The following is a 12,251-nucleotide window of genomic DNA, read 5'->3' on the forward strand; positions in this document are numbered from 1 at the left end:
CGGATTTGCCTGAAGCAGCGGCCATCGAAACCAAGGATCTGGCTGTCGGTTATGCCGGCGCTGTCGAGACGACCCGCATTCTGTCCGGCGTCGACCTCAGCGTCGACAGGGGCGAGTTTCTGACCATTCTTGGTCCCTCCGGCTGCGGCAAGTCGACCTTGCTGCGTGCGGTGGCGGATCTTCTCCCGCCGCTTGACGGGCGGCTGTCGGTGCTCGGCAGGACAGCGTCGGAGGCGCGCCGGCGGCGCGAGGTCGCCTTCGTCTTTCAGGACGCAACGCTGCTGCCGTGGCGGACTGTGAGGGAGAATGTCGCGCTGCCGCTGCAGGTGGGGAAGAAGAGCGTCTCGCGATCGGTCGATCCACGGCCCGACCACTGGATCGAACTGGTCGGCCTGTCGCATCTGGCCGACCGCTATCCGCATCAACTGTCCGGGGGCCAGCGCCAGCGCGTCGCCATAGCGCGCGCGCTTCAATGCGAGCCGGATATCCTGCTCATGGACGAACCTTTCGGTGCGCTCGACGAGATCACCCGCGAACGACTGAACGACGAGCTTCTGGACGTCTGGCGCCGGACCGGCACGACCATCCTGTTCGTCACCCACAGCGTCGTCGAGGCGATCTATCTCGGCGGACGCGTGCTGGTCCTGGCGGCCAATCCGGGTCGCGTCCAGGCGCTGATCGACCTTGCACCGCTGAAAGACGAGCGTGGGCTCTGTCGGCGCGAGAGTCTCGATGTCCAGGAGACCGCCGCCCGTCTGCGCCAATTGCTGCAGCAGGGGAGTTCGGCTGTATGACGCATCGTCCGTTGTCGTTCGCCGAGGCAATCGGCCTTCCTGTTATCGGCGCCCTCTCGTTGCTTGTCGCCTGGCAATGGCTGGTGCCCGCTCTCGGTATTCCGGCCTATATCGTTCCAACGCCGCTGGCGATCCTGCGCACGCTTGGCATCGAATGGCGCTTCCTGCTGTCGAATGCGATCCCGACATGGGGCGAGGCGGGCCTCGGCTTCCTCCTGGGCAACAGTCTCGCTGTGATCATGGCGATTGCCTTTGTCTATAATCCGCGCTTCCAAGCCGCCTATTTTCCCGTTGTCCTGCTCTTCAATACCATCCCCGTGCTGGCGCTTGCACCGATCATCATCCTCATCTTCGGCCTCGGCATACTACCAAAAGTCATCATCGCCGCTCTCATCTGCTTCTTCCCAACCCTGGTGAATACCGCCCGGGGCCTCAATCTGGCGACCGCGAGCGAGCTTGACCTGATGCATGTGCTTTCGGCGAGTGGGTGGGAGACCTTCTGGCGCCTGCGCGCGCCACGATCTGCCCCCTTGCTCTTTGCTTCGCTGCGCATTTCGGCAACCACCTGTGTGATCGGCGCGATCGTCGGGGAGTGGATCGGTTCGAACCAGGGGCTGGGGGCTGTCATCATCCAGTCGACATTCAACTATCAGGCGGAAAGGCTCTTTGCCGCCGTCGTGCTCGCCTCGTTCTCCGGCATCGTCTTTTTTGCCGCTGTTGCCCAGATCGAGCGGATTTTCCGTCGGCTGCAGCCGGGGCAGAGCTGAAAGCGTTCAATGCGGGCGCTGCAACGCTGACGCTTTTAAGGATATGACAAGGCCCCCCGCTGTTATCTGCGGGAGGCCATGCCCGTTGCTACTCCTCCATGCTCTCACGGATGTCGGAGAAATCAATGCCATGGGTGTCGAACCACCAGTCGGGACTCATGTCGGAATGGCGGTCACGCAGACGCAGATATTTGGCGCGCAGCCGCTTCTGGCGTTCGACCTCTTCCTTGAAGAAGGGGTGATCGAGCGTGCCGCCCATCTTGTGGATGCGACGGAGCAGTTTTCGCAAGACGTATCCCTGCTCCTTGTTGCCCGGCCGGTAGCCGTTTTCCACGATCGTCATGACCGTCTCGCGCAGCGTTCCGAGCGCATCGACTTGCGGCGTGCCGTTGACGATCATGTCGAGACGTTCCGCGCCGAAGCCGACGTCGATGCAGGTTCCGAGCGGATTGACGATGTTTCCGATCTCGACGCCATCCTTATAGAACTCAGTGCAGTATCCGCTGATGCTGCCATCGCTCCACATGCATTCCGGATCCGGCACGATGGGCACGCGCGCCCCATAGAGCGGCGTCCATTCCACCAGACGGTCGGGATGGATCGTCACATGATCCGGCACGAGCCCCAGCGTTCCCAGAAACTCGAGCCAGAAATCGATGGCATTGCCGACGGTCATTTCCCTGAAGGAGAAAAGGCCGAGCATGGTGAAATGGAGAAGATGGGTTCCGTCGCCGATCTCGTCGAGGTCGCCCATGCGCAGGCAAGCCTGGCTGTTTGCGACGGTTCCACTATGGGAGGGATCGGAGAAGAGGGGCTTGTACTGCTGCATTCCAGCGCTGCAGAAGAGCGTGGTATCATTATGCGGCCGTACGGATTGGATGCGTATGAAATCGATGCCCTTGGAAAGGCAGAACTGTTGATATTGCTGGATCAGGCGTCCCGCGGTGACATAGGCAACCTCCTTCGTTGTTCGTGTGCCTTTAGAAAAGATAGTGGTCTCCGGCGTGCACGGCAACCTGCCGCTATCGAAGATAAGCCGAATGGCACTCTTGAAGATTGGCTCACTTGAGGCTAAATATAGCCTCAAGTGGAAAGGAGCTTTGCCATGATGGGATTTGCAGTCATCGCCGACGTTCTCGGACTGCCCGCCAGGGAACCCGCATCGCGCTCAGCCTTTGGCCTGCTCTCCAGCATTGAGGAAGGCTTGCCGGTCAAGGCGCTTGATCGCATGGCGCTGCTTCTGGCGCCTGATGATACCCAGTTCAAATATAGGCTCGTTCCAAAGGCCACCTATGAGCGGCGCAAGTCCAAGCATCGGCTCTCCTCCGACGAGGGCATAAAGCTCGCCCGTCTGGCGCGCGTCTGGGGATCGGCGCTGGATGTCTGGCAGACCGAGACCGAGGCCCGCGATTTCCTGTTTCGGCCGCATGCAATGCTGGAGGACAGGCGGCCAATCGACGTGGTCATCCAGAGCGAGATCGGCGGCGAGCTCGTGCTCGATATTCTCGGAAGCCTGAAATACGGCAGCGCTGCGTGAGCGCACAGGTTCTTGACCGCACACTGACATCCGTCCGCATCGGAGATCCCAACGGAACCTATCCGATCTTCGACGCCACCGGCTCGACCATCGCGCCGGGACGGTGGAACACATCGGGCAGCCCGATCATCTACACGAGCGAGCATTATTCGACGGCGCTGCTCGAAAAGCTCGTCCACGGCAGCGGGCGACTGCCACCCAACCAGCACTATGTCACCATCACCATACCGCGTGGGCTAAGCTACGAGGTCTTCACCGAGCCCGCGTTGCCCGGCTGGGACAGTATGCCGGCGAACGTCAGCAAGGATTTTGGCGAACGCTGGTGCCAGGAAAAACGCAGCGCCATCCTGCTGGTCCCAAGCGTCGCCGCCCGCGTCGACCGCAACATATTGATCAATCCGACCCACCCGGAATTCCCATCGATCAGGGCGAGCCTCCACCAACCGGTCTTCTGGGATCGTCGCTTGTTCGGCATGTGACGGGTTGCGGTGCAATCAACGTTTCCGCAGAGCAGATCAAAACGCCGGACAGATGAGGCTTGGTCAGCAGATCATGATGCTGCCACCAAATGCATCGATAGGAGCTCTCGGCCGACGTAGCCAAGGCCTTTATCCAATGGCACAGCAGGCCATTTTAAACGAGGAGGAGGTGGCTGCCTCGACTGCTCACGCGCCCGTCTCCCATGGATTTATCACCGCTGCGCCGGTATCGCCGAAATCGCCGACATTGCGAGTGACGACAATCAGATCATGAACGATCGCGGTTGCGGCGATCAGCCCGTCGATATCGCCACGCGGCCGGATGGCGGCGATGCGGCCCCATTCGACGGCGATCTCGTCGGTCACCGGCAGGATCCGGTCGCCATGATCATAACGTAGCTTGCGCAGCCACTCGGTGAGATGCGCCGCGGTCTTCGGATCAGATTTCTGTTTGAGGGCAATTCCGCGCATGATCTGGCCAAGCTCAACGCACTCAGGTGGATGGTGAGCGGATCGACGGAGCGCAGCCACGAGACCGCCTGCGGCGTGCCGCGTCGCGCCTCCGAGACGATGTTGGTGTCGACCAGATACATCAGAGGGGGACGTCGCGGCTTGGCGTCTTGTTGCGTGCTTCGACCGCATCGGCGAACTCATCGTCCCAGGCGGGGCCACCGATCAGGTCGTCGACGAGCGTCGGCCTGCCGGCGCGCAGGGCGTCGTAGTCGCGGGCGGACAGAACGACGGCCGTGCGTTCGCCACGCACGGTCACCACCTGCGGCCCTTCTTGTCGGGCCTTCTGCACGACCTTCGAAAATTGGTTTTTGGCGTCCTGTAGTTGCCATTCCACCGAATCCGCTCCTAGCTAGACTGTCTAGCTATGTACGCGCAGAATGCTTGTGCGTAAACCGCGGGACGTTCCACAGAGTCCGGTTCTGCTATTAGGTGTCATAACGAAGCTCGACATCATTGTGTCGGCAACGGCGCTTGTCGGTCCTTCTGGAAGTCGCGATCACGCCCTCAGCCGCGGCGAGCGGGCCATGAGCCGGGCGTAGGCGATGGCCGAGAGCATGTTGACGTGGTTGGCCTTGCCGGTGCCGGCAATGTCGAAGGCGGTGCCGTGATCGACCGAGACGCGGTCGATCGGCAGACCAAGCGAGACGTTGACCGCCGCGTCGAAGGCCACGAGCTTGATCGGGATATGGCCCTGGTCGTGATACTGGGCGATGACAAGATCGAAGGCGCCGTTATAGGCACGGGCGAAAACCGTATCGGCCGAGATCGGCCCGACGACGTCGATGCCCTTTGCCCGCGCCTGCTCGACGGCGGGTGCCAGAAATTCCATGTCCTCAGTGCCGAACAGGCCGTTTTCGCCGCAATGGGGATTGAGGCCGGCAACGGCGATGCGCGCCTTGCGGCCGAGCCGCAGGAAATGATTGTGGCCGGCTTCGATTGTCGCCAGCACCCGCTCGGTCTTGGCGCGCTCGATCGCACCCTTCAGCGAGATATGGGTGGAGACGTGGATGGTGTTCAGCCGCTCGGAGGCAAGCAGCATGAAGGAGCTCTTCGACCCTGTGAGATGCGCGAGCAGCCCGGTATGGCCGTCATGGTGATGGCCGGCAAGGTTCATCGCCTCCTTGTTGATCGGCGCGGTGACGATGACATCGGCTTCACCTGACATTGCGAGATCGACGGCGCGAGTGATATAGCGCACCGAGGCATCACCGGCGACGGGGCTGACCTTGCCGATCTCGGGTAGGGCCGCGCCGAGCGCGACCTCGTCGACGGCGATCCTGTCGTCACCGGGTGCATCGGCGGGCCCGAACCGCAGCCCGGCGCCGGTGACCCGGTCGGCGCGCTCCAGTGCTTCGACATTGCCGACGATGACGAAATCGCGGCGCTCCTCCCTTGGAAGGGCAGCCAAGGCCTTGACGATCACCTCGGGGCCGACACCAGCCGGATCGCCGAGCGTCACAGCGACTTTCGCATTCCTGTCCATCGATCGAATTCCTTCTAAAAAACCTTACCGCTTAAAAGGCGGCCGCGTAAATCGCGCGAATGTCGGCGCGAGAGAGATCGCGCGGATTGTTGTCGAGCAGACGGCGAATGGCAAAGGCGTCGTCAGCCATGGCGTCGAGATCGGTCTCCGGCACGCCGAGGCCGGAAAGCTTCATCTCGATGCCGAGTTCGCCGCAGAAAGCATAGGCCGCATCGAAGACGGATGTGATGTTCCCGGAGGTTTCACGCCCAAGCGCTTCCATCACCGCCTTGGTTTTCTCAGGGGCGGACGGTGTATTAAAGGCGAGAACATGCGGGAAGATCAGCGCATTGGCCGCGCCGTGGGCGACATGCCAGCGTGTGCCGAGGGGATAGGCGAGCGCATGGCCGCCGGCGGTGTTGACCGGGCCGAGGCAGAAGCCGCCGTAAAGCGAGGCGAGCGACAGGCCGGCACGCGCCTCGGCGTCATTGCCATCCTTGACGGCGCGGGCGAGATATTTGCCGACGAGGCGCGTTCCCTCGATCGCATAGATGTCGACCATCGCATGGGCCTTGCGGTTGGTGAAGGCCTCGACGCAATGGGCCATGGCATCGACGCCGGTTGCCGCCGTCGTGCGGGCCGGGACGCTGAAGGTCAGGGCCGGATCGATGACGGCGATGTCGGCCAGCATATGCAGGCTTTCCACGGCAAGCTTTGCCATCGTCGCGGGATCGGTGACCAGCGCCCGGATGCCGGCCTCGCTGCCGGTGCCCGATGTCGTTGGCACCTGGGCGAGCGCCACCTTGCGCGGCCCATGCACCTTGTTCGGCCCAACGACCTCGTGCAGCGTCTGGGCGGAGCCGGCAAGCACGGCGGCAAGTTTTGCCAGGTCCATGGCGCTGCCGCCGCCGAAGCCGACGATCAGTTCGGCATCCGCGGCGTTTGCCGCCGCCAGGACTTTTTCGAGATTGGCCGTATCCGGTTCAGGCGTCACTTCGGCAAAGACCGCAACCTCGCCCTTCAGCTCCAGCACGTCGATGCGCGAAGCGTTGAAGGCATCCGAGATGACGAGTGTGCGCCGATAGCCCTTTTCATCAGCCCACTTGCCGAGCTTTCCCGCCGTGCCGACGCCGAATTCGATCAGATGCGGCCGAACTATCGTGATCGGCGAATCCAAGCTGGCCATGAACCAGTCCTCCCTGCAAGATCTTGCGGCACTATCGTCGCCCTCTTTAATGTAAAGTTGTAAGCTGATTGTCAAGCCAGCATTCCAGCGAGCGGAATTTTTTATCATCCGATGTGCGCTCGGTCGTGCGCTTTAAGGCGGCGTTGCACGCTCGTATCGATAAAGATATCAGCGTGTTATGAAATATGTGACGATGAAAAAGGCATGTCAGACACAGCTGGTCATCATCTGTGCGGCGGCGGTGATTAATCCGACCCTGTTGTCAATTTTCCTGTCAGCAATTCCACAGCCGCTGTGATCCTGCATCCTTTCGCACGTGAGCGGATGCAGGTTTACAATTTTCCGGCTGCCGCTTTATTTACGGCAGGAATTGCGGGGCGAGGCTGATATGTTTGATGGCTCGCCGGTAGTAGGTGTAGGCAATATGGAGCGTGCCGTCACCGCCCTGGACGATCGACGGATAAGAGAATTCGCGGTTCAGCGAATCCTTCGAATTGTTGCTGAGACAGAAGCCGTCGCCGGTGTCGAGATCGATGCGATGCGCAAAGCTCCTGCCGCCATCCCTTGATATTGCCAGGCTCAGCGGCGCACGCGGCACACCCCAGACGGCCTTGCGTGCGCTGTTATCGGCAACGACGGCGGTCTCTCCAGCCTCGCCACCCTCGATTTCGTCATAAAGAGACTGGCGCCGTGCATCCGACATGGCGGCATTCGAATGGTTGTAAACCATTGCGATTGCTCCGTCATTCAGGATTGTGGCCTGGATCGAGGAGTTGTTGTTCGGCAATTCGGCGGGCTCGGGCGCACTCCAGACCTCGCCGCCATTGGAGGATCGGCTGGACAGGATGTTTTCGGCGAAACGGTTGCGGTAGAAGGCGATCATCTCGTCGCCGCCAAGCGGCAGGATGTTCATATGCACCGCGCCGATACTGTCTGGAATATCGCGCATCTGCCAGCTCGCGCCGCCATCACGCGACATCAGCACCGCAGCCGTATCGGCATCGCCGCTCCAGCGCTGGCCGTTCAGGCCAACGCAGCGAAAGACCGGAAGCAGCCAGTCGCCCCTGCCATTGACGACGATCTGCTGGCGAACAAAGGTGCCGGGGCTGTCGCAGAGGATACGAACCGGGCCGAAGGTCTGGCCGCCATCGCCTGAAATCCGGCATTTGACAACTGAACCGTCCTGATTTCCGGAAGTCTGCGAGGTATAGAGCAGCCATATCCTTCCGTCTGGAGCGTTGAAAATCAACGGGTTCTGTTCGGATTTCTCTGGGTCGTCGCTCATCTTTTCCGGCACGGACCAGCGCTCGGAGCCCGGCGCCAGCCGCGACATGTAAATCGAGATATCACCCATGCCCTCCATCGTGCCGCCGAACCAGACGCAGGTCAGCGTGCCGTCGGGCAGAAAGGCGAGATTTGCGGCATGGTTCTGGATGCAGGGGGAGGGCAGATAGGCATCTGCGCGGCCCCCGACAGTCGGGTGAGGAGCGATGGCCCCGGTCATCAGGGCCGGAACGGCTTCCGGAGGCAGGCCGGTAAAACTCATGACGGATCTCCTCAAGGCAGCTTGGCATAGCTTTCGGCGAGTGCTGCATAGTCGGCATCGCCGAGCGGCATCAGCGGCGCGCGTGTGCGCTTCCAGGCGGGATTGCCGGTCTTCAGCCCCACCATTGCCTTGATGGTCGGGATCTGGACGTAGGAATTGGAAAGCGTTCGATAGGCGTTGATGCGCGCTTGCGCCGCTTCGACATCGGCGGCGCGCGCCTCGTCGTGGACATGGTCGTAGACGGTGCGCAGCGATTTCGCCACGAGATTGGAGGTCGCGGTGATGCAGCCGGCACCGCCCGCTTTCAGCAACGGCAGCAGTAGCGGATCGGCACCCGCCAGCACCGAAAAACCTGGATAGGCGGCGATGATCGCCTGCATGTTGTTGAAATCACCGGCAGATTCCTTTATGCCGACGACCGTTTCCGGGAAGGCCGCAATCAGGCGCCCGATCAGCGGAATGGAAAGCGGAACGCCTGAGACCTGCGGAATATGATAGAGGATGACCTGCAGCCGCGTGTCGGCGACCTTTTCCAGCACCTGCGAATAGGCGGCGAAGAGGCCGTCGTCGGAGACACCCTTGTAGTAGAAGGGTGGCAGCATCACCACCTTGGTGACACCAAGCGACAGCGCGTGCCGGGTGAGTTCCACAGTCTCGGGAATGGCGACGACGCCGGTGCCCGGCAAAAGCCTGTCGGCAGGAATGCCGGCCTTCAGTGCTGCTTCCAGAATGGCGCGGCGCTCGGCTCCGGAGAAGGAATTGGCCTCGCCCGTCGTGCCGAGCAGCGCCACGCCATGGCATCCCTCGGCCAGCAACTGCCGGCAATGGTCGGTGAAAAGGGCGAAATCCGGCCTATTGTCTGCCGTCAGCGGCGTTGCGGAGGCGCTGAAAACGCCGGTAATCCTGTGCTGGCTCATTTCCGCCCTCCTCGGCGCGTCCTGTCTTGCCGATCCGTGTTCGAACCGGGGGCTGCGCGTTCCAATTGTCATCCGTCTGTCGCGATGGAGTGCAAAGAACTTTTATATTGCCGCGCTTTTGTCAAGAAGACAAAATGCCGTGACCCCGCTGCAAAAAGTTATCTATCTGTTATAACTTATATATTTTCAGGAGAAAATTTTGTTCGAACTGAAAATGCGATTTTTTGTTGACATATTTACAATAACGAGAGAACGATACGGAACGGATTGTGCTGCGCCTGGCAGGTGCAGGGAGAGCGCTGCCGAATTCACTCTGGGAGGAATGCCATGTCTGATCAATCGGATAAAACCAATATATCACGCCGTAACGCGCTGAAGCTCGGCCTTGCAGCCGGCGTCGGCCTCACCGTATTCGGGATGAATGCCCGCATCGTCATGGCCGATGAAGGCCAGGTCCTGAAGGTCGCAAATCCGGCCTTCGACCAGGACTGGTCGCCGCTGCGCGGCGGCGGCAGAACCTTCCGCTGGAATTCCATCTGGTGGGCATCGCCGATGTATTTCGACAGCGAAGGCAATATCAAGCCCTACGTCTTCACCAGCTGGGAATCGGCCGACAACACCGTATGGACCTTCAAGATCGATCCGAAGGCTGTCTTCTCCGACGGCAGCAAGATCACCTCGGCCGATGTCAAGGGATCGTGGGAAGTCTCCTCGATGCCGAACACCAAGAACCAGCGCGCCGACCAGGTGCTGAGCAGGGTCAAGGGTTACGCCGAAATCGCCGCCGGCTCCGGCAACGAACTGACCGGTGTCGCGACACCCGACGAAGGAACGGTCGTCGTGACGCTGGCTGCTGCAGACCCGATCTTCTTCATGCGCCTGGCAAACCATATCGCGCCGATCACCAAGGCGTCGCAGTCGCGCGGCAGCGACGGCGAGGAGATCATCGATTGGTACAAGCCTGACAGTAAGCCGGTCTTCTCGGGTCCGTTCAAACTCACCAGCATCGACATCGATGCCGGCAAACTCTCCTTCGAGCCGAATGAGAACTTCTTCGGACCGAAGCCAAAGCTTGCCCGTATCGATATCACCTCGATCGAGGACAATGTCACCGCGACGTCGCTGATCAAGTCGGGCGAGTTTAACGCCCATACCGAACTGATCACCTCGACCATCATCCAGGATCTCGGCCCGGAATTTTCCGCAGGCCCGCTGATCCCGACCAGCCAGCACTTCTGGTTCAACATCTCCCGTGCGCCGATGGACGATCCGAAGGTTCGTCAGGCGCTGATCATGGCCGTCGATCGCGATGGCCTGTTCAAGGCTTCCTATCCCGACGGGCCGCACAAGAAGGCGGACCAGATCCTCAACTCGGTCCCAGGTGCGGAGAATTCCGGCTTCGAGCCCTATCCCTACGATCCGGCGGCTGCCAAGAAGCTGCTTGCGGAATCGACCTATGGCGGCCCGGAGCGCCTGCCGAAGATCCTGTTCGTCGGCATCTCGGGGCCAGCCATTCAGGCTGCCGCCCAGTTCATTGCCGAGCAGTGGCGCCAGAATCTCGGCATCACTGCCGTCGACATGAAGCCGCAGCAAGATTCCTATGCGGGTCCGGATCAGAACTCGGTCCAGATCTTCCGCGACGACGTCGGCACCCGCGTGCCGGATGCCGTCTCCTATCTGGCGGGCAGCATCGCCTCGACCTCGTCGAACGCGCAGAACAAGCTCGGCGGATACAAGAACGACAAGGTCGACAGTGCCCTTGCCGAGGCAACGACCAAGGCTGCGGATGATCCGCAGCGCATTGCTCTCGCCCAGGAAGCCCAGAAGGCGTTCCGCGAGGATTGGGCCTTCATTCCATGGTATTCTCAGGCGATGTCGCGCTGGGCCACCAAGGACGTCAAGGGCCTGGAAAAGAACCTTGACTGGCAGGTCGTCGAACCGTGGAACATTTCCATCGGTTGATCGGCGGAAACCGTCCCTGTCGGCAATAAACCGCGCGAAGGCCGCAAGGCCTTCGCGCAAGTTTCAAGAAGAAGAGATGCGATCGCAGCCAAAAGCGGGAACGCATCGAACAACAGGTGGGAGGTGGCCTTGCTGCGCTACGTGCTAACCCGATTTGCCATCTGGATTCCGTCCGTTCTGGTGGTGATGCTTGCCGTTTATGCGCTGGCCTTCTATGGCGCCGGCGATCCGATCAAGCTGATCTTCCTGCGCGCGCCGGGCGACGTCGCCTATAATCCGCAGCGCATCGAAGCCATTCGTGAAAGTGCCGGCCTCAACAAACCCTTCATCGTCCAGTTCGGCCTTTACATCTGGAATCTGCTGCACGGCCAATTCGGCAACTCGCTGACATCGGGCCGCTCCGTCTGGGCGATGGTCTCGGCCGCAGCCCCCGTCTCCTTCCAGCTTGCCCTCTGCTCCATCATCCTGACCGCCGTCGTTGCAATCCCGCTTGGCATGATCGCCGCGCTCAACCAGAATTCGCGCATCGACTATGCCATTCTGGGCTCCGCACTCTTCCTCTGGGCGATCCCGGCCTATGTCGCCGGTCCGCTGCTGATGGTCGGCCTCATCGTGCTTCTGCCGGGTGCGAGCGTGCCTTACGGCTGGGGCGGGATCCTCGATGTCCGTATCCTGCTGCCGCTGCTCGTCCTTTCCTTCCAGCCGATCGCGCTGATCGTGCGCCAGACGCGTGCCGCCGTCATCGAGGTCCTGTCGGAGGATTTCGTCCGGACCGCCCGCGCCAAGGGCGTACCCGAAATCATCGTGGCGCTCCGCCATATCCTGCGGCCGGTGCTGACGCCCGTCGTCACGCAGCTCGGCCTGATCATGATCACCATCGTCAACGGCGCGATCTTCGTCGAACTCGTCTTCGGCCTGCCGGGCCTCGGCCGGTTGACGGTGCAGGCGCTGATCAATTCCGATTATCCCGTCATTCTGGCGATCACGCTGATCGGATCGTTCCTGGTGATGGTGTCGAACCTCCTGGTGGATGTGCTCTATCCGCTGCTCGATCCGCGCGCCAATGATTCAAGAAGGAGCCGCTGACC

Annotated in this window: 12 protein-coding genes and 1 pseudogene; 6 read left to right on the forward strand and 7 right to left on the reverse strand. The window is 61.2% G+C overall.

What is annotated here, in order from left to right; all coding sequences use genetic code 11:
• Positions 1–5 precede the first annotated feature (5 nt).
• Together C3Y91_RS33655 and C3Y91_RS33660 are read left to right on the forward strand one after the other, a co-directional pair.
• Positions 6–794, forward strand: coding sequence for an ABC transporter ATP-binding protein (locus tag C3Y91_RS33655; RefSeq protein ID WP_130689103.1), 789 nt, complete (start codon positions 6–8; stop codon positions 792–794).
• Positions 791–1,561, forward strand: coding sequence for an ABC transporter permease (locus tag C3Y91_RS33660; protein ID WP_130689104.1), 771 nt, complete (start codon positions 791–793; stop codon positions 1,559–1,561). Before C3Y91_RS33655 ends, C3Y91_RS33660 begins: the two co-directional genes overlap by 4 nt.
• An 88-nt stretch (positions 1,562–1,649) precedes the next feature.
• Here C3Y91_RS33660 and C3Y91_RS33665 read toward each other — a convergent pair whose 3' ends face one another.
• On the reverse strand, positions 1,650–2,576 hold the full coding sequence (locus tag C3Y91_RS33665) for an alanine--tRNA ligase-related protein (protein WP_168576316.1): 927 nt from the start codon (positions 2,574–2,576) through the stop codon (positions 1,650–1,652).
• A 90-nt stretch (positions 2,577–2,666) separates the two neighbouring features.
• Here C3Y91_RS33665 and C3Y91_RS33670 point away from each other — a divergent pair, with 90 nt between their 5' ends.
• The gene (locus tag C3Y91_RS33670) at positions 2,667–3,098 is read left to right on the forward strand and encodes an antitoxin Xre-like helix-turn-helix domain-containing protein (protein WP_018070805.1); all 432 of its coding nucleotides are present in this window, start codon (positions 2,667–2,669) and stop codon (positions 3,096–3,098) included.
• Positions 3,095–3,577: an RES family NAD+ phosphorylase gene (locus C3Y91_RS33675; RefSeq protein WP_130657726.1), complete on the forward strand. Its 483-nt coding sequence runs from the start codon at positions 3,095–3,097 to the stop codon at positions 3,575–3,577. The genes C3Y91_RS33670 and C3Y91_RS33675 overlap by 4 nt, the downstream gene beginning before the upstream one ends.
• 186 nt (positions 3,578–3,763) lie before the next feature.
• Here C3Y91_RS33675 and C3Y91_RS33680 read toward each other — a convergent pair.
• The 6 genes and pseudogenes from C3Y91_RS33680 to C3Y91_RS33705 form a co-directional block, all read right to left on the reverse strand.
• Positions 3,764–4,170 (reverse strand): annotated as a pseudogene (locus C3Y91_RS33680) (type II toxin-antitoxin system VapC family toxin).
• Entirely contained in the window at positions 4,170–4,424 is a 255-nt protein-coding gene (locus C3Y91_RS33685; RefSeq protein ID WP_024320200.1) for a type II toxin-antitoxin system Phd/YefM family antitoxin, read from the reverse strand. Before C3Y91_RS33685 ends, C3Y91_RS33680 begins: the two are co-directional and overlap by 1 nt.
• 162 nt (positions 4,425–4,586) lie before the next feature.
• Positions 4,587–5,573 (reverse strand): 4-hydroxythreonine-4-phosphate dehydrogenase PdxA, encoded by a 987-nt coding sequence (gene pdxA, locus C3Y91_RS33690; protein ID WP_168576317.1) that lies wholly within the window; start codon positions 5,571–5,573, stop codon positions 4,587–4,589.
• Positions 5,574–5,604: 31 nt separating this feature from the next.
• Positions 5,605–6,738 carry an iron-containing alcohol dehydrogenase gene (locus C3Y91_RS33695; protein WP_130676563.1) on the reverse strand — a complete coding sequence of 378 codons (1,134 nt, stop codon included), beginning with the start codon at positions 6,736–6,738 and terminating at the stop codon, positions 5,605–5,607.
• 358 nt (positions 6,739–7,096) lie between these two features.
• Entirely contained in the window at positions 7,097–8,284 is a 1,188-nt protein-coding gene (locus tag C3Y91_RS33700) for a sialidase family protein (RefSeq protein WP_130783902.1), read from the reverse strand.
• A gap of 11 nt (positions 8,285–8,295) precedes the next feature.
• Positions 8,296–9,201: a dihydrodipicolinate synthase family protein gene (locus C3Y91_RS33705; protein WP_024320196.1), complete on the reverse strand. Its 906-nt coding sequence runs from the start codon at positions 9,199–9,201 to the stop codon at positions 8,296–8,298.
• A gap of 327 nt (positions 9,202–9,528) precedes the next feature.
• Between C3Y91_RS33705 and C3Y91_RS33710 the strand changes: the two genes are divergently transcribed.
• The gene (locus C3Y91_RS33710) at positions 9,529–11,163 is read left to right on the forward strand and encodes an ABC transporter substrate-binding protein (protein WP_024320195.1); all 1,635 of its coding nucleotides are present in this window, start codon (positions 9,529–9,531) and stop codon (positions 11,161–11,163) included.
• Positions 11,164–11,292: 129 nt separating this feature from the next.
• Positions 11,293–12,249: an ABC transporter permease gene (locus C3Y91_RS33715; protein ID WP_003552254.1), complete on the forward strand. Its 957-nt coding sequence runs from the start codon at positions 11,293–11,295 to the stop codon at positions 12,247–12,249.
• Positions 12,250–12,251 lie beyond the last annotated feature (2 nt).

Origin of the sequence: Rhizobium ruizarguesonis, assembly GCF_012349115.1 — a bacterium.
Taxonomy (GTDB): domain Bacteria; phylum Pseudomonadota; class Alphaproteobacteria; order Rhizobiales; family Rhizobiaceae; genus Rhizobium; species Rhizobium ruizarguesonis.

Excerpts from the sequence above, each read along its gene's own strand:
- C3Y91_RS33700 (WP_130783902.1), bottom strand. The coding sequence starts at position 8,284 with ATGAGTTTTACCGGCCTGCCTCCGGAAGCCGTTCCGGCCCTGATGACC.
- C3Y91_RS33670 (WP_018070805.1), top strand. The coding sequence starts at position 2,667 with ATGATGGGATTTGCAGTCATCGCCGACGTTCTCGGACTGCCCGCCAGG.
- pdxA (WP_168576317.1), bottom strand. The coding sequence starts at position 5,573 with ATGGACAGGAATGCGAAAGTCGCTGTGACGCTCGGCGATCCGGCTGGT.
- C3Y91_RS33695 (WP_130676563.1), bottom strand. The coding sequence starts at position 6,738 with ATGGCCAGCTTGGATTCGCCGATCACGATAGTTCGGCCGCATCTGATC.
- C3Y91_RS33660 (WP_130689104.1), top strand. The coding sequence starts at position 791 with ATGACGCATCGTCCGTTGTCGTTCGCCGAGGCAATCGGCCTTCCTGTT.
- C3Y91_RS33705 (WP_024320196.1), bottom strand. The coding sequence starts at position 9,201 with ATGAGCCAGCACAGGATTACCGGCGTTTTCAGCGCCTCCGCAACGCCG.
- C3Y91_RS33710 (WP_024320195.1), top strand. The coding sequence starts at position 9,529 with ATGTCTGATCAATCGGATAAAACCAATATATCACGCCGTAACGCGCTG.